Source organism: Cobetia sp. 5-25-4-2 (genome assembly GCF_013374075.1).
Lineage (GTDB): Bacteria > Pseudomonadota > Gammaproteobacteria > Pseudomonadales > Halomonadaceae > Cobetia > Cobetia marina.
The window spans coordinates 878287-899303 of the sequence record NZ_BLWK01000001.1 but is presented as its reverse complement, the minus strand read 5'-3'; the positions used below and the strand labels follow the sequence as shown (position 1 = coordinate 899303).

General features: G+C 57.5%; 22 protein-coding genes. 4 read left to right on the top strand and 18 right to left on the bottom strand.

Annotated features, from left to right (window positions below; all coding sequences use genetic code 11):
• Positions 1–165: 165 nt before the first annotated feature.
• From HXS65_RS03860 to HXS65_RS03815, 10 genes are all read right to left on the bottom strand, one after another.
• Positions 166–513, bottom strand: a complete 348-nt coding sequence (locus HXS65_RS03860; protein WP_077377123.1) for a hypothetical protein — start codon at positions 511–513, stop codon at positions 166–168.
• A gap of 77 nt (positions 514–590) precedes the next feature.
• Complete coding sequence (locus HXS65_RS03855) at positions 591–929, bottom strand: hypothetical protein (protein ID WP_077377126.1); 339 nt, start codon at positions 927–929, stop codon at positions 591–593.
• A 67-nt stretch (positions 930–996) separates the two neighbouring features.
• Positions 997–1335, bottom strand: a complete 339-nt coding sequence (locus HXS65_RS03850) for a hypothetical protein (RefSeq protein ID WP_176493151.1) — start codon at positions 1333–1335, stop codon at positions 997–999.
• A 66-nt stretch (positions 1336–1401) separates the two neighbouring features.
• Entirely contained in the window at positions 1402–1740 is a 339-nt protein-coding gene (locus tag HXS65_RS03845; protein ID WP_176493150.1) for a hypothetical protein, read from the bottom strand.
• Positions 1741–1807: 67 nt separating this feature from the next.
• Positions 1808–2152 carry a hypothetical protein gene (locus HXS65_RS03840; RefSeq protein ID WP_084208860.1) on the bottom strand — a complete coding sequence of 115 codons (345 nt, stop codon included), beginning with the start codon at positions 2150–2152 and terminating at the stop codon, positions 1808–1810.
• 838 nt (positions 2153–2990) lie between these two features.
• On the bottom strand, positions 2991–4085 hold the full coding sequence (locus HXS65_RS03835) for an ADP-ribosylglycohydrolase family protein (RefSeq protein WP_255304407.1): 1095 nt from the start codon (positions 4083–4085) through the stop codon (positions 2991–2993).
• 313 nt (positions 4086–4398) lie between these two features.
• Entirely contained in the window at positions 4399–5439 is a 1041-nt protein-coding gene (locus tag HXS65_RS03830; protein ID WP_255304406.1) for an Ldh family oxidoreductase, read from the bottom strand.
• A 31-nt stretch (positions 5440–5470) separates the two neighbouring features.
• Positions 5471–6799 carry a TRAP transporter large permease subunit gene (locus HXS65_RS03825; RefSeq protein ID WP_084208862.1) on the bottom strand — a complete coding sequence of 443 codons (1329 nt, stop codon included), beginning with the start codon at positions 6797–6799 and terminating at the stop codon, positions 5471–5473.
• The gene (locus HXS65_RS03820; RefSeq protein WP_084208863.1) at positions 6796–7311 is read right to left on the bottom strand and encodes a TRAP transporter small permease subunit; all 516 of its coding nucleotides are present in this window, start codon (positions 7309–7311) and stop codon (positions 6796–6798) included. Before HXS65_RS03820 ends, HXS65_RS03825 begins: the two co-directional genes overlap by 4 nt.
• A gap of 79 nt (positions 7312–7390) precedes the next feature.
• The gene (locus HXS65_RS03815; protein WP_176493149.1) at positions 7391–8449 is read right to left on the bottom strand and encodes a C4-dicarboxylate ABC transporter substrate-binding protein; all 1059 of its coding nucleotides are present in this window, start codon (positions 8447–8449) and stop codon (positions 7391–7393) included.
• 402 nt (positions 8450–8851) lie between these two features.
• On the opposite strand from HXS65_RS03815, the gene HXS65_RS03810 reads away from it, so the two are divergent.
• Positions 8852–9460, top strand: coding sequence for a helix-turn-helix domain-containing protein (locus HXS65_RS03810; RefSeq protein ID WP_164850339.1), 609 nt, complete (start codon positions 8852–8854; stop codon positions 9458–9460).
• A gap of 95 nt (positions 9461–9555) precedes the next feature.
• Here HXS65_RS03810 and HXS65_RS03805 read toward each other — a convergent pair whose 3' ends face one another.
• Positions 9556–9930: an RcnB family protein gene (locus HXS65_RS03805; RefSeq protein WP_084208865.1), complete on the bottom strand. Its 375-nt coding sequence runs from the start codon at positions 9928–9930 to the stop codon at positions 9556–9558.
• Positions 9931–10685: 755 nt separating this feature from the next.
• Between HXS65_RS03805 and HXS65_RS03800 the strand changes: the two genes are divergently transcribed.
• The gene (locus tag HXS65_RS03800) at positions 10686–12446 is read left to right on the top strand and encodes a cytosine permease (protein ID WP_084208867.1); all 1761 of its coding nucleotides are present in this window, start codon (positions 10686–10688) and stop codon (positions 12444–12446) included.
• Positions 12447–12593: 147 nt separating this feature from the next.
• A complete protein-coding gene (locus tag HXS65_RS03795; protein WP_176493148.1) occupies positions 12594–14075 on the top strand; it encodes a mannitol dehydrogenase family protein in 1482 nt (493 codons plus the stop codon).
• A 132-nt stretch (positions 14076–14207) separates the two neighbouring features.
• Here HXS65_RS03795 and HXS65_RS03790 read toward each other — a convergent pair whose 3' ends face one another.
• Positions 14208–15104: a drug/metabolite transporter gene (locus HXS65_RS03790; protein ID WP_176493147.1), complete on the bottom strand. Its 897-nt coding sequence runs from the start codon at positions 15102–15104 to the stop codon at positions 14208–14210.
• Between the two features lie 493 nt (positions 15105–15597).
• On the opposite strand from HXS65_RS03790, the gene HXS65_RS03785 reads away from it, so the two are divergent.
• Complete coding sequence (locus HXS65_RS03785; protein ID WP_176493146.1) at positions 15598–16362, top strand: SDR family NAD(P)-dependent oxidoreductase; 765 nt, start codon at positions 15598–15600, stop codon at positions 16360–16362.
• Between the two features lie 106 nt (positions 16363–16468).
• On the opposite strand, the gene HXS65_RS03780 is transcribed toward HXS65_RS03785, so the two are convergent.
• The 6 genes from HXS65_RS03780 to HXS65_RS03750 all read right to left on the bottom strand — a co-directional run bounded on the left by HXS65_RS03780 (position 16469) and on the right by HXS65_RS03750 (position 20992).
• Positions 16469–17101 (bottom strand): putative quinol monooxygenase, encoded by a 633-nt coding sequence (locus tag HXS65_RS03780; RefSeq protein ID WP_176493145.1) that lies wholly within the window; start codon positions 17099–17101, stop codon positions 16469–16471.
• Between the two features lie 297 nt (positions 17102–17398).
• Positions 17399–17677: a PAAR domain-containing protein gene (locus HXS65_RS03775; RefSeq protein WP_176493144.1), complete on the bottom strand. Its 279-nt coding sequence runs from the start codon at positions 17675–17677 to the stop codon at positions 17399–17401.
• Between the two features lie 58 nt (positions 17678–17735).
• On the bottom strand, positions 17736–18668 hold the full coding sequence (locus HXS65_RS03770) for a DUF6708 domain-containing protein (RefSeq protein WP_176493143.1): 933 nt from the start codon (positions 18666–18668) through the stop codon (positions 17736–17738).
• A gap of 231 nt (positions 18669–18899) precedes the next feature.
• The gene (locus HXS65_RS03765; protein WP_176493142.1) at positions 18900–19178 is read right to left on the bottom strand and encodes a PAAR domain-containing protein; all 279 of its coding nucleotides are present in this window, start codon (positions 19176–19178) and stop codon (positions 18900–18902) included.
• 3 nt (positions 19179–19181) lie between these two features.
• Complete coding sequence (locus tag HXS65_RS03760) at positions 19182–20219, bottom strand: DUF6708 domain-containing protein (protein WP_176493141.1); 1038 nt, start codon at positions 20217–20219, stop codon at positions 19182–19184.
• 494 nt (positions 20220–20713) lie between these two features.
• Positions 20714–20992 (bottom strand): PAAR domain-containing protein, encoded by a 279-nt coding sequence (locus HXS65_RS03750; protein ID WP_077377206.1) that lies wholly within the window; start codon positions 20990–20992, stop codon positions 20714–20716.
• Positions 20993–21017: the final 25 nt, after the last annotated feature.

The window sequence follows — 21017 nt, the reverse complement described above, 5'->3', positions numbered from 1 at the left end:
CTCAAGCGTTCTTCTCTCTCACGAGTTGTTCTCTGGAGCACTGACCATCAGGAGACAACGTGATGGTCAGTGGGTCCATTCAGCAACTGACAGAGGTAGGTCGATGGCATATCGGCGTCCTTGGCTGTCTTGCAGAGTCGGGGACTATTGCGTTGCCGCGAGCGGTTACGCGCTCTCGTTCAAGGCATGTTCGACGCGTGTGGCAGAGACACTCTTGCCGGCATCGTTGACGTAATCCGCCGAATCGCTTGCCAGTGCACGGGTGGTGCCCTGGATGCCGGCGTTGCTGATGGATGTCTGGACGCGGCTGGCAGCGACACTCATGCCGGTTTTCACGACATCATCATGGTGCAGTGTGGCTTGCTGAGTGACCGGCTGTGCCTGACCCATGATCACGCGATCACTGAGGGTGGCACGTACGCGGGCATCGGCTTCGCTGTCATTGGCAGAGGCCACGCCAGTGGCGGCAACGGACAATGCGGCAATGGCGAATAGAGACTTGAGAGATTGCATGGGGGTTCTCCTATTGAAAAAGGTCATGTCAGTGCAGACACCTGGCCTGCAAGCGCCTGACGCAGACATCGGGCGTCTCAGACGTTGACGTCGCTCACGGCGTGACGAACACGGGTGCCGGCAACGCTATCGCCTGAATCATTGGCGACATCGAATTCCTGCAGATGGATGGAGCGGTCATGACCACGGATCTCGTCGTCACCGGAGGCAATCTGGAAACGGCCTGCAGAAGTGCTCATGCCGGTTTCCGCGAAGGTCGCCTGGCCTGTCGGTGCCTGCTGAGCGGCACCATGGATGACACTTTCACTGACGTTGTGCTGGACACGCTGGGCGGCCGGGCTGTCATCCGCCGCGAAGGTGGCGGTGCTGACGGTGGCGAGAGCGGCAGCGGCGATCAGGGTCTTGAGAGTGTTCATGATGATTTCCTCGATGAAGATGATGTGATGATCAGGCCTGGAAATGCAGGTCGGGGATGATGGTCAATCAGACGTTGCTATCGCTCAGGGCGTGCTGAACGCGGGTAGCGGCGACACTCTTGCCAGCGTCATTGTCGAAGGCCTGTTCACGGCTGGCGGTAGCGCTGCCGTGCCCTTCAATGGAGGACTGGGTCAGAGCAGACTCGACACGACCTGCCGCGACGCTCTTGCCGGTTTCCGCGAAGGTGGCCTGAGCCGTCGGGGCCTGCTGGGCGATGCCGACGACGACGTCCTGGCTGACGGACTGCTGGACACGCTGGGCGGCCGGGCTGTCATCCGCCGCGAAGGTGGCGGTGCTGACGGTGGCGAGAGCGGCAGCGGCGATCAGGGTCTTGATAGTGTTCATGATGATTTCCTCGATGAAGATGAAGTGATGATCAGACCTGGAATGCAGGTCAGGGATGATGGTCAATCAGACGTTGCTGTCGCTCAGGGCGTGCTGAACGCGGGTAGCGGCGACACTCTTGCCAGCGTCATTGTCGAAGGCCTGTTCACGGCTGGCGGTAGCGCTGCCTTGCCCTTCAATGGAGGACTGGGTCAGGGCGGTCTCGACACGACCTGCCGCGACGCTCTTGCCGGTTTCCGCGAAGGTGGCCTGAGCCGTCGGGGCCTGCTGGGCGGTGCCGACGACGACGTCCTGGCTGACGGACTGCTGGACACGCTGGGCGGCCGGGCTGTCATCCGCCGCGAAGGTGGCGGTGCTGACGGTGGCGAGTGCGGCGGCGGCGATCAGGGTCTTGATGGTGTTCATGATGATTTCCTCGATGAAGATGAAGTGATGATCAGTCCTGGAAATGCAGGTCAGGGATGATGGTCAATCAGACGTTGCTGTCGCTCAGGGCGTGCTGAACGCGGGTCGCGGCGACGCTCTTGCCAGCGTCATTGTCGAAGGCCTGTTCACGACTGGCGGTAGCGCTGCCTTGCCCTTCAATGGAGGACTGGGTCAGGGCGGTCTCGACACGACCTGCCGCGACGCTCTTGCCGGTCTCCGCGAAGGTGGCCTGAGCCGTCGGGGCCTGCTGGGCGGTGCCGACGACGACGTCCTGGCTGACGGACTGCTGGACACGCTGGGCGGCCGGGCTGTCATCCGCCGCGAAGGTGGCGGTGCTGACGGTGGCGAGAGCGGCGGCGGCGATCAGAGTCTTGAGATTCAGAGTTTTCATTGGGTTTTCCTTTCTATGTCCTGGGCAATATTGCCCTTGTGATGTCGTATGCAGTCTTGGCTGCATCCGTCTAGCTTGTTAACAGACTAATGATTATTGCGCTATCACACTAGCCGTGCTGCTGGCAGCTCACTGTTTCCATCAAAGAACCAGATTGCGTTGCCTGGGCATTGCCCTGCTCCTGAGGATTGTTGGTGAACCTCAAGAGGTACAACCTTCAATCCTCTTCTGCATCACTTCTGTACAACCTTGAAGGTGCGGACATCCCATGATCGAGAGCGGATCAGATGCTTGGCACTGTCCAGGACACTGCCGTATGACGTTTAAACTTTGGTCGCAATCATCAGAAAGGCATTCATCAGCAACTTGTCCTCTTACCCTGCTGAAACCCTCACCGTTGTGCTTGATGAGTATTACGCTTGAGCAAACGGGTTGGATGCATGCCATCTTCAAAAAAGTCGCAGGCGTCTTGACAGGTGCCGGCCGTCGACCAGATCCAGACTGCCGTTTCGTGCAATGTGGAGTGAGCGCATTGTGGACGAATCCCGCATCGGCACATATCCCCCCACTGGAACAGCATTGATTCCACTAGCGAACCAATAAAAGCCTGTATTGAACGTCTGGTCAGGCAGCAGTCTACGACTTTGGTAATAACCGCAGCGTTATCAATCGCTTACGAAATCCTCTGATGTTGTCCTCGGATCGCCCACTTGAGGCATGCCCTCACCTTTGCGCTACCGACGTTTCGTGACAGCCGGCAAAAAGGCATCGTCAGACACGAAAACGCGGGGCAATCCAAGGATTGCCCCGCGTTCAGTCAGCTAGCGTTGCGCGTATCTCAATAGCCCGGGTATTTCTCCCAGACCCACCGCTCGTCCTTGCCACCCCCGTCGGTATAGAGCTCCCAGCGAGCGCAATCGTGCAGGTCCTGGGCGACCTCGCCGATGACCTCTCGCAGTTCAAGCGGCTCCAGCCAATCAGCAGGTATCGCCTCTTCTCCCCATTGCGCCCCGAGCAGGTTGCCCGTGATGGCCCCCGTGGAATCCGAATCCCCATCATGATTGACCGCGATCTGGATCGCGGAGCGGAAATCCCGCGCGGTGAGTGCGCAATACACGGACATCGCCAGGGCCTCTTCCGCGATCCATCCCAACCCCAGCATCACTACAGCCACCTGCGGCGCAGTGTCGGACTCGGCAAGCTCGCAGGCTTGCTTCAGGGCCTGCATGGTCTCTTCGCAGCCTGATTTGCGCTCGAGAATGCGCATGGCGTGCGCAAGTGCCTGTGCCATCGAGTCACCCGCCACCAGGCATTGGGTCATCACCGCCAGCACCCCGCCCGTCAGCTGACCGGTCACGTGGCCATGGGTCAGCGCGCAGACCTCTTCCCCGAGCGAGAAGCACATCTCATGGGAAGCCCCCATCACATGCGCGAACAAGCCGACGGGGGCCACGCGCATCACACCCCCACAGCCCTTGCTGTCGTTCTGCGCCGTGTCACTGTAGGTGCGCACATGCTTGAGCGCGGACAGACACGTCATGCCCGGGGCGCGGCGCGAATGCAGTGCCGGCTGCTTGATCAACCAGCCACTGTCCAGCCATTCCTGTTCCGTTGCCTTTTGCGTGCGTTCCCCTTGGGTGTACAGCCAACGTTCATAGGCACTGTTGACCAGGCTACCTTGCGTCGTGATGCCTCTCAGACAGCCGCGCACGTGGCTACGCAACAGACCCTCGGCGGTAAACAGTGTCATCTGCGTATCATCGGTAATCCGCCCCAGCCCGCCATAGGCCGGTGCGTAATCGCGTATTCCTTCACTTCCGAAGCGCGCCTGGATCTCCTCGTGCGACAGGAACTCCACTGCCGCCCCCAGCGCATCTCCCACCGCACCACCCAACAGGCAACCCCGAAACCGCGATGTCGTCTCAAGCGTCATGTCCCTTTCCCCTTCAATGGCCATCAAGATGGCATCAACGACCCTCAACACGGATTACGCTAGCAGCAACGGCACCTTTGCGGAAAAACGCCCACATCCGGTGGTGCACATAATCAGGCAGAACTGGATGGGCGCCCAGTATCGGTGAGCACTGAGGATGATAGCGGCGACGATGGCCACCTTATATAGAAGAACGGCCGCCCAGGGGCGGCCGTTCTTCTTGCTGCAGTCATGACCTCATGCCGTCATGCCCTCATGACGTCCTGCCGCGTGCCTGTCAGCGATGACTCGGCTGCTCGGCGCAGGCAAATTCTCAGGAGGCAAGCTCGAGAATGTCGTCATACAGCGCCCGGGAGAGTGTGACGCCCTCATCCAGATGCTTCTGGCGAGCCTGATAGCGACGCTCGGAGGAAAGACGCGCGCCCTGCTGCTTGACCAGGTCGAACAGCCGTTCAGAGCGCAACATGTGCTGCTGGGGGCTGCCCCCCGTGAGACGCGCCGGGTCCATCGCGATGATCATCTCCCCATGATACGGCAGGCTGCCCTTGCCTTGATCATGCTCGCTGGATTCGATACTGAGCATGTCACCGATCAGCGGCCCTGCGATCAACTCGATCATGATCGCCAGCGCAGAGCCCTTGTGCTCACCGAACGGCAGCATCGCGCCATGATCCAGCACCTCGGCCGGGTCACGGGACGGCGCACCGTCTCGATCAACCCCCCAGCCCAGCGGGATCTCATCGCCCTGACGACGATGCAGCTCGATATCGCCACGTGCGATGGCACTGGTCGCGAAGTCGAACACGTAGGGATTGCCATCCCCGCGCGGCCAGCCGAAGGCAATGGGGTTGGTGCCCAGCAGGGGCTGGCTGCCGCCATGAGGCGCCATGTACGACTGGGTCGGGTTGCAGGCGATGGCTACCAGCCCTTCACGGGTCAGGCGCTCGATCTCGACCCACAATGCCGTGCCATGCACGCAATGGTTGATGGCCAGAATGGCGATCCCATTGGCTCTCGCCTTGCTGAGCAGCTCAGGCACGCCCTGCTGGAAGGCCAGCGACGAGAAGCCACCCTTGGCATCCACCTTGACGATGGAGGGCGCCGTATCCTCGACCACCGGCACGGCGTCCGGCACCACTCCTCCATTGTTCAGCGTGGCCACGAACCCCATCAGGCGATAGAGCCCATGGGAGCGACAGCCATCCATCTCGGCTGCGACCAGCGCATCACTCATGGCCTCGACATTCGATTCGCTGAAGCCATGGCGTGTCAGCACCTTGTGGCATAGCGAGGTGAGCGCCTCTCGATCGAGATTGATGTCCATTTCAGTATCTTCGTGCTTTGCATCACTCATGCGAACGCGTTCCTTTTCGATAAGGCGACCATCATTTCCAGGACGGCCCGCTGATGGCATCAGGCAACCACAGCGCAAGCCCCGGGAATGTGAGAATCAACGCCAGTACCACCAGCTGCAGGACGATGAAAGGCACGACCCCCTTGTACATGTGCTTGAGCGTCACTTCGGCAGGCGTGATGGCGCGTAGATAGAAGATGGAGGGGGCAAGCGGCGGGGTCAGATAGCTCGTCTGCATCACGATGAGGAAGGCCACGCAGAACCAGATCTCATCAAACCCGAGCAGACCGATGACCGGCATGGCCACGGGGATGACGATCAGCACCACCGAGATCATGTCGAGCACGAAACCGGCCAGGAAGGCGATCAGCAGGATGGCACCGAGAATGAACCATGGGCTCATGCCGGTATCCAGCAGCAGCGACTGAACGGTCGCCATGCCACCGGAGGCGAAGAAGACACCGGCGAACATGTTGCCACCCAGCACGATGAGCAGAATCATGGCGGTGATGTTGAGCGTGCGTATCGCGGCATTCCACAGGATGGACAGCGTGAGATTGCGATAGCCCAGTGCCAGCAAGACGGAGCCTAGCGCACCACAGGCTGCCGCTTCCGTCGGCGTGGCGATGCCCATCAGAATCGTGCCCAACACCACCATGATCAGACTCATGGTCGGCAGCAATGCACTCAGGGTGATGGTGAGCAGCTTGCCCCAGCCCGGATGTTGCTCATCTTCCTTGAGTCGCGGCGCAAGTGCAGGCTTCAGCGCACAGACCACGACGATGTAGACGAGGAACAACAGCGCCATCAGAAGCCCCGGAATCAGCAGACCACTGAACAGTGATCCGACGGAGACACCCGCGACAGGCCCGAGAATGACGACGGTGATGGAAGGCGGAATCGCCGTGCCCAATGAGCCACTGGCGCAGATGGTGCCGGAGATGAGTGACTTGTCATACTGATGCTTGAGCATGACCGGCACTGCCAGCATACCGATCACTGCCTCGGTCGCACCCACCACGCCGCTGGCAGCCGCGAAGATGGTCCCCATGATGACCGCGCCGACCCCCAGCCCACCGGGCAACCGGCGCGTCCACAGATGGATGGCACCGAACAGCCGCTCGGCGATGCCGGAATTCTCGAGCATCGCGCCCATGAAGATGAACAGCGGCACGGCCGCCAGAATGGAGTTGGACGCCGTGTCTTCGATCTTGGTCAACAACTGATAGGCCGCAGCATCACCGAACTGGGCGACGCCGAAGACCGTCGCGACGACGATCATCGAGAAGGCGATCGGGAAGCCGAGCACGATCAGCGCGATGAGGGCCGGGAACATGATCAGGGCAAGGAAATCGCTCATGAGGACACCTCCGCGCCATGATCATGACCCAGCAACGTGCTCCAGAGTTTGAACATCTCCGCGATCACCTGCAGCGTCAGATAGACAAAGCCCAGCCACCACACCCCGAAGACCGGCCAGATCACCGGATTCCAGGCCGAGCGACCAGAGCGCTCATTGCTGGAGAAGGCCTCGATCGCATAGAACGAAAGCTCCCAGACCAGCCAGCCCAGTACGGGGAGCAATACGCCATAACAGGCCAGATGCACCCCGGCTTTCAGACGTGGCGAAAAATTCTGACTCAACACATCCACACTGACGTGCTGGCCCACGCGAAGTGCATTCGCCATGCCAAACATGAAGATGGCGCCCATCACCATGTAGCTGACCTCGAACGCCCACAGGGTGGGCCTTCCCAGCACATAGCGACTGAAGACCTCATAGACCAGCGCAAGCACCAGCGGCAGTATCAGGACAGCCCCCAGATACCCCGCCCAACGGGTTTGACGCTCAATGGCATCGACTATTTTCATGACAACCTACCGAATGACAGCCAGGGGGAAGCACAGGCAAGGGCCTTGCCTGTGCCGGAAACGTCAGTTCCTGCGGGGGTCAGCGCCCCATTTCCCCGATCGGCAGACGGTAATCCTGCCAGGTGGTCATGCTGTCCTTGAAGGCACGTTGTGACTCGAGCACGCGCGCGAACCACTCGTTCTCACCCGCCTTCTCATCTTCCCAGGCACGTGTCTCTTCGTAGATGGCATCGATGAAGGATTGATCCAGCTGCACGATTTCGTTGGGCCCCTCTTCCAGCTCCTTGAAGGCCTTGAGGTCGGCATAGGAGCTGTCGAGCCAGGATTCGAACACGCTCAACTTGCCGGCAAGACGCAACTGACTCTGCTGGGCTTCGCTCAGGCCATCCCAGGCATCGACATTCACTTCGCACTCGAGGATGCCACCGGACTGGTGGACGCCGGGCAGGATGACGTACTGCGCCACGTCCTGGAAGCCGGTCGGCTTGTTGAGCTCCGGGCTGCCCCACTCCGCGGCATCGATGACGCCACGATCCAGCGCCGTGTAGATGTCACTGCCCGCCATCACCACGGTAGAGGCCCCCAGGCGCGAGGCGATTTCCGCCCAGGCACCGGATGTTCTCAGTCTCAGTCCCTGGAAGTCTTCCAGCGTCTGTACCTTCTTGCTTGAGTGCAGGAATATCTCGGTGCCCAGGGTGGAGCACGGGAAGGCCACGACGCCGAAGACTTCACGACGGAACGCTTCATAGAGCTCGACACCGCCACCCTCGTACATCCACAGCATGAACTCTTCCGGCGTCAGGCCACTGGAGTGCCCAGCCAACAGCGCCGCCGTCGGGTCCGTCCCGTAGTCATAGTTGATGTAGTTGTGGCTGACCTGCGCGACACCGGACTTCACGGTATTGGTCACGCGCAGCGCGCCACCCAGCGTACCGCCCGGGAACACCTGAATGCTCACGTCACCATTGGTCAGCTCATTGGCATAATCGGCAAACGTCTTGGCATCTCGCTCAAGCCAGGGGCCGCCCCCCCAGGGAGTTGCCATCTTCCACTCGATATCGGCGGCCTGGGTGGTCGCGGTGACCAGCAGACCGGCTGCGATGCCCATGCCGAGCACATTTTTCGTGAGGCTATGCATTCTTGTTTTCCTCGTATTGTTCCAGTCGAAGGTGATTCCGTCTCTGAGCGTCTTGCACCGCAGTGCGGGCATCCCCCATCTCACGATGCCCGCGATCACACATTCTCTCGCTGGAAGACCTCCACCGGGCGCGACATGACGTCCACGAAGGCGAGCAGATCCACCACCAGCAATTTCACTTCAGGAACCAGAGTTGCATATACGCAACATTGCGTCAAATGTGAATATTGGCTCGACATTTTGCACGAGGAAGCTCTAAATGAACCCTATCAAGACCTACGAGCACGCCGCTTCCCCATGACTCGGCACGCGGTGGCAAGCGCTTTTCAGCCGACAGGCGCTGCGCACTGACAACGCTCAGGGACCCGACAATTGCAGACGATCACGATGGAGCACGCTGACATGACATCTCACCAGGAAACGCCGATCGCTCTGAAGCACCGAGAACGCAAGGCAGGCGCCATTGGTGACAACCTCAAGGCGCTACGCAAGGAGAAGGGACTGACCATCGCGGCCGTGGCCAGCGCGTCAGGAATCTCGGCGGCCAGCGTGTCGAGAATCGAGAATGGACGTATCTCACCGACCTTCGAGGCGATCGTGAATCTCGCCAAGGGCCTGAAGGTGGATGTCAGCGAGCTGTTCTATCACACGGAAGACACGTCATTTCGGGGGTGGCTCGCCCTGACGCGAGCGCAGGAGGGAGACGTCATCGAGACGCCCAACTATCGGTATCGGCCGCTTTGCAACAATGTGGCGTCCAAGGAGTACATGGTATTGGAGACCACGGTGCTCAATCGCAGTCTCGAGGAATTCGGCGGCCTGCAGAAACACTCCGGCCAGGAACAGATCATCGTGACCAGCGGCGAGGTGACGGTCTGGACCGAACTCTACGACCCCATCCAGCTCAAGGTCGGCGATAGCCTGGCCTTTGACAGTACCCTCGGACACGCCATCACCTACAACGGCGACACCCCGGCGACCATGACCTGGGTATGCAGCGCCTACGCCTGAAGCCACTGCCGGCAAACGGCGCATGCAAAAAGGGCCTCATGAGAGGCCCTTTTCTTGAAGCTGGCTTGAGCAGCCGAGAACAACGATCCGAGTGATCAGCGATTGAGGATGATCGCAGTGATCGCGCCCCCGGCAACGGCCGCCAGCACATAACGCCCATCGATGTTCAACCACCGATGTCCGCGCGGCGGCTTGGACAGGTGACGGTGATGCCAGTCCTTTACCCAATAACGCTGATCGGAATAATAGTGACGCGGCAGGTGGTCGCCACGACGCCAATGATGATCACGGCGCGCCTCGTGGCGGCGTTCTTGATGCTTGTGGTGTTTCTTGTAGTGCTTCTTGTGATGATGCTTGTCGTGATGACCATGTCCATGGCCATGACCACGATCATGCGGCCCGGCCTGCGCCAGGGGAGCGCCCATCAGGGAAACGATCATCATCAGAATGGTCAGTGTGCGTGTTCGCATGGCTGGCCTCCTCGCAGTGCCCCGCCGCCCTGTCGGCGCCGGGTGTCAATAAGGGCATTTCCTGATTAGGAAACAGTGTTGCATAACCTTATCGACATCCCGAGGAGGCCGCAAGATGTCTCAATTTTCGCGATCTTTGTCGTTATTTCATGCATATTACGTCGCCTGGCGCCGAAGTTGATGTCGCTTCTACCCAACACCCTGCTGCCTTGCACCATCTCTCTCGGTGAGCGGTCACGGTACCGCCATGCCTGCCTTGCGCACTTCGCTCGCTCCTCCATTGCCTCCCCCATTGCCTCCTCAGTGCCCGAGTACCTGTCAGGAAATCGATAGCGAGTCATGCACCACATTGGTTCACCCAAACCATGCTCGACTCGGTCTTTCATCACCTTCTCTATAGGCAGGTTTCGCCAGGACACCAGGTTTCCATCGCCGGACAGAGCGTGAGAACGGAAAAATCCACTTTGCTGAATCGTGTCATTGAACACCGACATTTCCCCGTAACCTCACGTTTCATGCGGCCTTCAGCCCCTTCGAGACCAGAATCTCCGAGATCACCCGGGGACATAGCCCAAAGTTCAAGCACGCGGGCTTTGCGTTTTGATGACCATTCATCGATCATTTGCACCACACCTGAGTCATTTGATCGATAAAAGACGATCTACCCCTGTCATCGCCGATAGGAACGCCAAGGCGGCTGCGTGACACCTCGGGTAGGAGCAGCAAGACAAGCCGTAAAAAAACAGGAGCCAATCATGGCCAGTACTGCGCCAGATTTGGATCGGCAGATCGCCCATATGGACGACGAGCTACTGCCGGTACCACGTCACAAACTGCACCGGTGGCCGCACTTTGCCGGTCTCTATGCCGCCGAGCACGTTGCCGCGACCGAGTTCGTCATCGGTGCCACCTTCGTGGCACTCGGTGCCGGTATCTGGGATATCCTGCTGGGCCTGCTGATCGGTAATGGTCTGGCGGTACTCAGTTTCTGGTTGATCACCACACCGATCGCCATCGAGACTCGCCTCAGCCTCTTCACCTATCTCCACCGCATCGCCGGTGATTCGATGTCACGGCTGTACAACTGGGCCAACGTGATCATATTCACCGCCATCTCGGCGGCCATGATCACCGTCTCCGCCACGGCGGTCAGGCTGTTGTTCGACATACCCGCCCAGACCCAGGCCTACCCCACCAGCTTCGAGTTCATCCTGCTGGCGCTGGCCGTTGCCGCCATCGTGGTACTGGTTGCCGTCTATGGCTTCAATGCCCTGACGGAATTTGCCAGCATCTGCGCTCCCTGGCTGATGCTGATGTTCACCGTCGGCGGCCTGGTGCTGCTGCCGGAACTGGCCGAGTCCGTCACCGGCAACACCAGCCTGGACAGTTTCTCGAGTTTCATTGATGTCGCAGGCAGTACCGTCTTCACCGGGATCAATTCCCAGGGCGAGGCAGGCATCGGTATCTGGGAAGTCATCGGCTTCTCCTGGGCGGCCAACACCTTCTCCCACTTCGGTCTGATCGACATGGCGCTGCTGCGTTATGCCAAGCGCATGCGCTCCGGCCTTGCGACCAGCACCGGCATGATGTTCGGTCACTACGTCGCCTGGATCTCCGCCGGTCTGATGGGCGCCGCTACCGCTGCCGTCGCGGGTATCAGCATCGATGTGCTGGAGCCGGGTGAAGTGGCACTGCACGCCCTTGGCGCCGCCGGCTTCGTGATCGTGGTCGTCGCAGGCTGGACCACCGCCAACGCCAACCTGTATCGCGCGGGCCTTGCCGCACAGTCAGCCATGCCGAACCTGTCGCGCAACAAGGCGACGCTGGCCGTGGGTATCTGCGTTGCGGTACTCAGCTGCTTCCCGTTCGTCTATCGCAGCATGCTGCCGCTGCTGACCTACGCCGGTCTGGTACTGGTGCCGGTCGGCGGGATCATCTTCGCTGAGCATCACCTGTTCCCGAAACTCGGCTTCAGCCGTTACTGGGCGCGCTACAAGGGGGTGAAGCACAACACGCCGGCGCTGGCGACCTGGGCGCTGTCTCTGATCTTCGGCTTCGGTCTCGAGATGGTCGACGTGATCCCGTTCTATTATCTGTTCCTGCCGACCTGGTTCGTCTCCATCATTCTCTACACCCTGATGGCCAAGTCCGCCGGCGCCGCTGAGTCCTATCCGGAAGCGGAAGCCACCGAAAAGCACTTCCAGGAGCGAGTCGATGCCTTCCACGCCAAGCAGGCCGACACGACCAATCATGCCCCGGTCAAGGACACGTCTGGTCTGACCAAGGTCATCCGAGCCATCTGGATGGTGATCGGTCTCGTCATTCCCCTGGTGCTGGCGCTGCGCGTGCTGTTCGGCAGCCCGGACCTGGCAAGCTACGAAGCGAACCGCGAGCTGTTCTATGACGTGACCATCTGGTCGACGATCATCTACTTCATCTTCGCGTACTGGGAACTGCAGCGCAGCAAGGCGCTGTTCAACAAGCAGTCCCCGAAGCAAGCGGCCACCGCTGGCTGAGTCGGCAGGGGACACGCAAGTCCCCTGCCTGGTCCGCGGCGAAGGTAGCCTGACTCACGAGGGCAACCTTCGCCGCTGGCCGTTACGACCTACCCTTTCTTTACCCATCTTGACCCGACCGCGATATGCGGCAGGAGACCTCCCCCCATGACTCGTCTCTCCAATGCCAGTCTGACTCAGCTGGACGCCAAGGTTGCCACCCCGAACTATGATCGTGCGGCGGTCAGCGCCGGCATCGTCCACTTCGGCGTGGGCGGCTTCCATCGTGCACACCAGGCCATGTACCTCGACGAGCTGATGAACCAGGGCAAGGCACTGGACTGGGGCATCGTCGGTGTCGGCGTGATGCCGGGCGATCGCCGCATGCAGGAAGCCCTGTCCTCTCAGGACCACCTCTACACCGTCGTGCTCAAGCACCCGGACGGCAACTACGAGCCGCGCGTGGTGGGCTCCATCATCGATTATCGCTTTGCCCCGGACTCCCCGGATGCCGTAATCGAGCTGATGGCCGACCCGGCGATCCGCATCGTCTCGCTGACCGTCACCGAAGGTGGCTACAACTTCCACCCGGTCAGCGGCGAATTCAATCTCGAGAACGCCGACGTCCAGCACGACCTGGCCAACCCGGGTGAGGCCAAGACCAGCTTTGGCCTGATCACCGAAGCCCTGGCACGTCGTCGCCAGCTCGGCGTTGCCCCGTTCACCGTGATGTCCTGTGACAACATCGAAGGCAACGGCAACGTCGCTCACAAGATGTTCACCGCCTACGCGCGTGCACGCGATGCCGAACTGGCCGCCTGGATCGAAGCCGAAGTGCCCTTCCCCAACTCCATGGTCGACCGCATCACGCCGGTGACCACCCCGGATGACATCGAAGAGCTGTCCTCACGCTTCGGCGTGGAAGACGCCTGGCCGGTGGTCTGCGAGCCCTTCACCCAGTGGGTGCTGGAAGACCACTTCGCCAATGGCCGCCCGGCCTTCGAAGATGCCGGCGTGCAGCCGGTGGAAGATGTCGAGCCCTATGAGCTGATGAAGCTGCGTCTGCTCAACGCCGGTCACCAGGCGCTGTGCTACTTCGGCTATCTGGCCGGCTATCGCTACGCCCATGAAGCCTGCAACGACCCGCTGATCGTCGACTTCCTGCTCGGCTACATGAATGAGGAAGCTCGCCCGACGCTGGCCCAGCTGCCGGGTATCGATCTCGACGCCCACTGCCGCACGCTGATCGAGCGTTTCGCCAACCCGGAAGTCAAGGACACCCTCGCGCGTCTGTGCGCCGAGACCTCCGACCGCATTCCGAAGTTCCTGATCCCGGTGGCCCACGCACAGCTCAAGACCGACGGCGAACTGCGTCGTACTGCAGCCGTCGTGGCCAGCTGGGCACGTTATGCCGAAGGCGTGGACGAGCAAGGCGAGACCATCGACGTGGTCGACCCGCTGAAGGACGAGCTGATGGAACGCGCCAACCGTCAGCGCGAAGAGCCGACCGCTTTCCTGGACAACCGCGAACTGTTCGGTGATCTGGTCGATCAGCCGCGCTTCCGCGATGCCTACCTCAAGGCCCTGAAGAGCCTGCACGACAACGGTGCCCGCGCCACGCTGGAAATGCTGGTGGCAGACGCCAAGTAAGCTTCACGCGAAGTGAACTGGCCTGTGGGGGATGACGAGACTGTCATCCCCCACAGGCGTCAGCAGAAAGACAAAAAGCGAGACAGGCCACCGCCTGTCTCGCTTTTTTTGTGCCTCATGCCACGCCTTTCCTCACACCAGCGCGACGGTCCACAACCCTGCCAGCATGACGCCGATGCCGACCCACTTGACCATGGCCGCACGCTCGCGCAACCAGACCACGCCGAGTACCACCCCAAGCGGGATCGACAACTGACGCATGGCGACCACAAGGCTGACCTCTTCCGTCAGCGTCATGGCGATCAATACCAGCCCATAGGTCGCCATCACCATCACGCCGGTCAGCAACATGCTGCCCCGCTCGCCCCGCCACAGCATCGGAAGGCGACGACGCTCAGTCGGCAACAGCATCACCAGAGGTGCGCCCCAGGCGACCGTCATCATGGCCTGCAACACCAGAAAGACAGCGCCTGCAGACGTCGGCGAATAGCCGACACTCAGCATGATGTCGAGCGCCTGCTTGTCGATCAGCGAATAGCCGGTGGTCCCCAGCGCTGCCAGCAACGCGAACCCCAGCGCGGGGGTCAGATAGGTTCTCGTTCGCAAGCCCTGCGGACTGCTCAAGGGCAACATGAGCGCACCGAGCACGATCAGCCCCATGCCGGTGAAATCCGACACTGTCAGCGCCTGGCTATCCAGCAGGCTCAAGGAGACCAGCGGCACCAGCACCACGGGCAAGGCACGCGCGATGGGATATAGCACACTGACCTCGCCGCGCGCATACGCCCAGGCGAGCCCGCCCATGTAGAGCGCCTGACACAGCCCCGTGGCCACCAGCCAACCCCAGAACTCATCCGGCAGCTCGTTGAACGCCGGCCCCAGTGCCAGCAACGGTGCAAAGATCAACGCCCCACTGCCCATGGCTAGCATGAAGAAGGCCAGCGACGGCGCTCGGCCCTTGCCCAGCAGGTTCCAGCCGGCATGCAGACAGACCGAGATCAGGATGAGTCCCAAAGCCAATGAACTCATGAGACACGCATTGCGTTCAGGATTCCCCTGGCATGGGTCATCGCCTGAACACTGTGACGTGAGCGGCAAGCCAGGCGGCGATTATGATTACGCATGTCTTCTTCCTTGTACGAGAAAAACGCCATCAGCTCGCAGAGACTGGCTCCCACGTGACGGCAAGGATGAAGCGCTTGCTGACGGAATGCCGTCAGCACAGCTCGTCCCCAGGCAGTGGACAGGTGATCGCGGAAGACACCAGCGCGAGCCATCATCAGGCAAGGTCACCAGCCAGAGTGCGTTACCAGCCTTCAGCTGCGGCGTACTGGGGGCATCGGGCCGCCGAGGAGTTGGATTTGCCAAGACGCTATCACATTCGCAAGGTTCGCACTGATCGGGCATAGCTTGGCCTCACGGCTTTCTGGCTCGCCTAGCAAGCGCTCCCCCGCGGGCATTCGTGGTCGCCCTCTTTCTGCAGTAGGCTTGCGTGAGACCTTACTGATATAGGAGCCGCGACATGCATGACGTCAAACCCTTCGACCTCAGTCATCAGACCGCCGTGGTGACCGGTGCCAGTCGCGGTATCGGGGCCGCCATGGCGATCGCCCTCGCCGAGGCCGGCGCCGATATCATTGCCATCAGTGCCAGCATGACCGCCGACGGTGGTGATGTAGGTGAACGCATCCGCGCCCTCGGGCGCACCTTCCAGGGCATCGCATGCGACGTTTCCGACCGCAGCGCCATCCAGCAGCTGGCTGTGCAGTTGAGTTCGACTCAGGTGGATATCCTGATCAACAACGCCGGCACCATCGAGCGCGCCCCGCCCACCAAGCACACGGACGCGCAATGGGATCGCGTCATTGATACCAACCTCTCCGCCCCGTTCATCCTGACCCGCGAGATCGGCAAACAGATGGTCGCGCACGGCAGCGGCAAGATCATCTTCACCGCCTCACTGCTCTCCTTCCAGGGCGGCATCACCGTGCCGGGCTACGCGGCCAGCAAGGGCGGCATCGCTCAGCTCACCAAGGCTTTCGCCAATGAGTGGGCCGCTCACGGCGTCAACGTCAACGCCATCGCACCGGGCTATATCGCTACCGACAATACCGAAGCCCTGCGACAGGATGCACAGCGCTCCCGCGATATCCTCGCACGCATCCCCGCCGGGCGCTGGGGCTCACCAGACGACCTCAAGGGCCCGGTAGTATTCCTCGCATCATCTGCCTCGGACTATGTGCATGGCACCGTTCTGACGGTCGATGGCGGCTGGATGGCACGCTGACGCTCATGTCGACTGGAAACCACTGAAATAGACAAGGCGCAGCCCGAGGTGGCTGCGCCTTGTCTTCAAGATGGAGGTGTAGAGAGAGTATGTCCTGCCAGTCAGCTCAGAACTCGCTGACGATGTTCAGGTACTGCTGCATATCACCAACCATGGCCTGCTCCAACAGTTTGCCTGTCTCGATGGCATAGGGCTGCTGGAAATGAATGTCCCACAGGTCTGATTCCGTGCGCCAATGCTCGTATATCACCAGCGTGTCGACCTGGCCTTCGATGGTATACAGATCAAACACGAGATTGCCCGGCTCCTCACTGCGCGTCTTCGCCACATGCGTGGTGAATTGCTGCAGCAACCGAGCGCGATATTCTTCCTTGATCTTGAAGATGAAGAAGATACTGAATACCTCATCTTCCGGCTGCACGTGCCTGGGGTTCGCCTCATGCAATGGCGCCGGGTCAGTATCGTTCAAGGGCATCACCTCGAATGGCGATGCCAACACCGTGTCAGCTAGTTTCAGTAGGGCTTGCGCGTAGGGCTGATTCACATGTGCCTGATGCGCTTCGGCGCTTGCCCAGCGCTCGTAGGCGAAGATGGTGGTGGGAGAATCCTTGGCCGCGAAGAAACGCATTTCCAGCATCCCCGGTTCAGCCGCTGAGCCCAGCTTATTGTCAGCCAAGGCCTGCTTGAAGGTATCGAGTTGTTCGGGCTTGACGTCAAATTTCACGATCAAGGTGAGCATGGAGATGCCCCTTATAGTCAATGGTTGTCATCGGCCCAACGGCAAGATCTGCTGCGTCACGTGGCAGCAGCTCTGTCTCGGGAAGTGACTGACACTATCTTTCGCTGCCTGGCTGAAAAACCCGCGGCACGGAGAAAGACTTTCAATGAAACCTTGAACGTGAATGCAGCCCCCGCCACAGCAATGCGCCGCTTGAAACATGAGACCGCGGCGCTCACGCAGATCCAGAACGAAAAATCCCGCAGCCAGGGCTACGGGATCATCGAATACAGATAACTCATCGACCAGCCCACGTCCTCATCCCAGGCCGTGCTTGCCACTGGCTGTAGAGATCAGCGCCGCTCCACATGCCGTATGGCAGCCATGAAACGCTACCGGCTTGCCATTCAAGCTGATGGTGGGATGCCCCTCGATGATGCTGCAGGTGCTGTGGCCATCCTTGGGGCACGTCACCATGTCCCCCACCACTGCCACCGGCTTGCCCTCCAGCAGATAGTTGGACTGGGCAGACACCACCTTGCCGCCATGTGTTGTGCTGTCTCCGAGCACGATGACACCGTCGCCTGAACTGAACATATTACTCTTCTCCATGAAACGCATTAGAAGTCATAAAAAATCGACATCACCTATAGTGCTATGTCACTAGAGATTTATAAAAATATAGCAAGGCGACAACATCCACAAAAAAGCCAATAAAGAAACAAACAACAGGCCAAGCACCTATCCAAAAATTATCTACTTTATTATTGCTCCAATCCATATACATTTCGTCGTCTTCTAATCTACAATCACTTTTTGCCTCATTAGACCACTTAGGAAGCTTGGATGTGTAGATAGCAAACCATCTACCTAATACTATAGCAGAAATAATAGGCGAGCCAATTAATTTTAAAGCCGCAGTATGGATAACCGAAAAAGCATGGATGATCCCAAACATAAGCCCTTCACGTCTTGTCGATCCTGGTGAACAGAAATCGAGATCTACAGAATTTAAATTATTTCTGTAGTCCATAAAATTACTAATCTCAAGCAGCAACCTTTCCAAAAGCTCACGACGATTTAATGAATCACTTGCTATGGGGGCTGAATCAATAATTTCATTAGAATCTTTATCAATTAAATTGGCCCACATGGATGCCATTGCTCCATTAAGAGCTCGTTCTTGACCTGTAGAAGATACAATAGTAAATCTTACATTTTCCCAAGACCATTTTACGCAGGATTTATTATGCCTGAATATATAAATACACTGCGACTCCCTATTCACTCTAACAGCATATTGCGTTAGTCTGAAAGCATCAAACATTAGCGATTTTAATAAAAAAACTAAAAAAATAAAACAAAAAATGAGGCCGATACTACAAGTCCACATTAGGTAATTTGGCCCTCCATTAACGAGAAAATAAGTCGATAAAAAAATCATGCCAGATATAAACAGAATAAACATTAAAGCTAGCGAAGTATTTCGCCCCCTAATGTCATTTATAGTCCCAACCAATTCGATATATTTATCATTATAGCATGTTATAAAGTAACTCAAATCTCTTGAGCTTATGAACTTACTCATAAAATTACTCTTTATGATAAATAAGGCTTAGGGGTTTATACATGATGTGCTGATTTTACAACAGGGCTATCCTTTGTTAAATTTTATACGAAAAGTTATTTTTACTCCTATGATCCATACATATCCAGCATAAGTGCGATAAAGAGGACACTACAAAATCTCTGCTAAAAATCCCGCAGCCAAGGCTACGGGATCATCGAATACGGATACCTCATGGACAAGCTCACGCCCTCATCCCAGGCTGTGCTTGCCACTTGCTGCAGAGATCAGCGCCGCCCCACATGCCGTATGGCAGCCATGAAACGCTACTGGTTTACCATTCAAGCTGATAGTAGGATGCCCCTCGATGATACTGCAGGTGCTGTGGCCATCCTTGGGGCACGTCACCATGTCCCCCACCACTGCCACCGGCTTGCCCTCCAACAGATAATTGGACTGGGCAGACACCACCTTGCCACCATGAGTGGTGCTATCTCCGAGCACGATGACGCCATCTCCGGAACTGAACATAGCTTATAACAACCCCACTAAACTATAGCACCCAATATAAATCAAGGCGCTTGATATAATGCTGCCTACAACGAAACATATGATAGGCCAAGTACCTTCAACAAACTTCAATTGGACATTATTTTCAGAGCTTTTACTAAATTTATCTACACTCACATTTTCGTATTTCTCCTTAATATAAGTGGGCCATTCGGGTGTTTTACTTGTATACACCGCGAAGAGACGACACCAAGCTAGAACTGCCATAAAAGGAGAAGTTATAAATTGCAGCACAGGGTTGATGGATGTCAAAAGCATTGCTCTGAAGATACAAAATAAAAAACCCTCTCTTTTATTATCTATCGGCATGCATATATCTATAAGTTTCGAATTCTCATTATACCCTGCAGGCTCCTCCATGTATTTCCTGATAAACTCCCAAATTGCATATGTATCATTTTCATCACCCCAGGCGGGATAACCTAAAGAGAATGTTTCTAGAACAGTCTCTTTATCTTCAGCCAACACATGTGCTTTTATTTCATAATAATCTTCGCTAGAAAAGGGTATGTTGTTAGCCTCGATGTAAATAAACAAGTCATCCCAGTTTTCGCTTACGAATTTACCTCTAGGTAAAATTGCATACACTTTATGCTCCACTCGGTCAAACCTGACTGGATAGTACGTTTTTTGAAAAGATTCCAACCTTAAGTATTTATATCCAATATAACCGAGCGGCGATAGAATCACCAACATACCCATAAGAACGATCCATGCCCCAGATTCTTCTTTATCAATAGTAGCTAATAACAATGCAATTGATGTAAAGAAAAATAGAACCAACATCCCGAAAGCATATATTAATGAATGTCCTTTATGAGAATACCAACGATCCACTACTTCCAAATATCTATTATTCATTTTGACAACCGATAAAAGATCTTTCGGCAGGCATTGAATTTTATGCTTAGGATTTAATTGCCTTACTTTTTCATCTTCAGTCAACTTCCTATTTACGGAGTATCTAAGAAGCTTACCTTGAGTTAGACCTTTGAAATCCACAGCAACTCCCAGAGATAATCTCCAACTTCAATAAAGCTTAAAACATTCCTTACACTCAAGTAACGAGTACAGCATCTACAGTCACCAAAGATCCTGAACACTCCCCCCAAAATATTTGCGCTGGTGTTCGATTGCCGAGGTATTTTTCGGGAGATAATCATTCAGCTTCTCGACCAAGTTGCATAGCTCTGCATTGCTGACCTGTCGATAGTCCGTTCCCTTAGGAAAGTACAGACGTATCAAGCCATTGGTGTTTTCGTTAGCCCCTCGCTGGCCCGAGCAGTAGGGGTCACAGAAATATATCTTTGCTGGCAAGGCCTTCGCGACAGCTTCATGGTCGCGAATTCCGGGCCGTTATCCAGGATAACGGTCAGGCCTACGCGTCCTCACAGATATACCTACTTGGTAAGTTCACATGGGTTCCTGACGAAAAATCCCGCAGCCAAGGCTACGGGATCATCGAACACAGATACCACGTGGATTAGCTCACGCCCTTATCCCAGGCCGTGCTTGCCACTCGCCGCAGAGATCAACGCCGCCCCACATGCCGTATGGCAGCCGTGGAACGCTACCGGCTTGCCATTCAAGCTGATGGTGGGATGCCCCTCGATGATGCTGCAGGTGCTGTGGCCATCCTTGGGGCACGTCACCATGTCTCCCACCACTGCCACCGGCTTGCCCTCCAGCAGATAGTTGGACTGGGCAGACACCACCTTGCCGCCATGTGTCGTGCTATCACCGAGCACGATAACGCCATCGCCTGAACTGAACATGGATAATTTCTCTACCTGGTCTGAT

Excerpts from the sequence above, each read along its gene's own strand:
- HXS65_RS03860 (WP_077377123.1), bottom strand. The coding sequence starts at position 513 with ATGCAATCTCTCAAGTCTCTATTCGCCATTGCCGCATTGTCCGTTGCC.
- HXS65_RS03855 (WP_077377126.1), bottom strand. The coding sequence starts at position 929 with ATGAACACTCTCAAGACCCTGATCGCCGCTGCCGCTCTCGCCACCGTC.
- HXS65_RS03850 (WP_176493151.1), bottom strand. The coding sequence starts at position 1,335 with ATGAACACTATCAAGACCCTGATCGCCGCTGCCGCTCTCGCCACCGTC.
- HXS65_RS03845 (WP_176493150.1), bottom strand. The coding sequence starts at position 1,740 with ATGAACACCATCAAGACCCTGATCGCCGCCGCCGCACTCGCCACCGTC.
- HXS65_RS03840 (WP_084208860.1), bottom strand. The coding sequence starts at position 2,152 with ATGAAAACTCTGAATCTCAAGACTCTGATCGCCGCCGCCGCTCTCGCC.
- HXS65_RS03835 (WP_255304407.1), bottom strand. The coding sequence starts at position 4,085 with ATGACGCTTGAGACGACATCGCGGTTTCGGGGTTGCCTGTTGGGTGGT.
- HXS65_RS03830 (WP_255304406.1), bottom strand. The coding sequence starts at position 5,439 with ATGAGTGATGCAAAGCACGAAGATACTGAAATGGACATCAATCTCGAT.
- HXS65_RS03825 (WP_084208862.1), bottom strand. The coding sequence starts at position 6,799 with ATGAGCGATTTCCTTGCCCTGATCATGTTCCCGGCCCTCATCGCGCTG.
- HXS65_RS03820 (WP_084208863.1), bottom strand. The coding sequence starts at position 7,311 with ATGAAAATAGTCGATGCCATTGAGCGTCAAACCCGTTGGGCGGGGTAT.
- HXS65_RS03815 (WP_176493149.1), bottom strand. The coding sequence starts at position 8,449 with ATGCATAGCCTCACGAAAAATGTGCTCGGCATGGGCATCGCAGCCGGT.
- HXS65_RS03810 (WP_164850339.1), top strand. The coding sequence starts at position 8,852 with ATGACATCTCACCAGGAAACGCCGATCGCTCTGAAGCACCGAGAACGC.
- HXS65_RS03805 (WP_084208865.1), bottom strand. The coding sequence starts at position 9,930 with ATGCGAACACGCACACTGACCATTCTGATGATGATCGTTTCCCTGATG.
- HXS65_RS03800 (WP_084208867.1), top strand. The coding sequence starts at position 10,686 with ATGGCCAGTACTGCGCCAGATTTGGATCGGCAGATCGCCCATATGGAC.
- HXS65_RS03795 (WP_176493148.1), top strand. The coding sequence starts at position 12,594 with ATGACTCGTCTCTCCAATGCCAGTCTGACTCAGCTGGACGCCAAGGTT.
- HXS65_RS03790 (WP_176493147.1), bottom strand. The coding sequence starts at position 15,104 with ATGAGTTCATTGGCTTTGGGACTCATCCTGATCTCGGTCTGTCTGCAT.
- HXS65_RS03785 (WP_176493146.1), top strand. The coding sequence starts at position 15,598 with ATGCATGACGTCAAACCCTTCGACCTCAGTCATCAGACCGCCGTGGTG.
- HXS65_RS03780 (WP_176493145.1), bottom strand. The coding sequence starts at position 17,101 with ATGCTCACCTTGATCGTGAAATTTGACGTCAAGCCCGAACAACTCGAT.
- HXS65_RS03775 (WP_176493144.1), bottom strand. The coding sequence starts at position 17,677 with ATGTTCAGTTCAGGCGACGGTGTCATCGTGCTCGGAGACAGCACAACA.
- HXS65_RS03770 (WP_176493143.1), bottom strand. The coding sequence starts at position 18,668 with ATGAGTAAGTTCATAAGCTCAAGAGATTTGAGTTACTTTATAACATGC.
- HXS65_RS03765 (WP_176493142.1), bottom strand. The coding sequence starts at position 19,178 with ATGTTCAGTTCCGGAGATGGCGTCATCGTGCTCGGAGATAGCACCACT.
- HXS65_RS03750 (WP_077377206.1), bottom strand. The coding sequence starts at position 20,992 with ATGTTCAGTTCAGGCGATGGCGTTATCGTGCTCGGTGATAGCACGACA.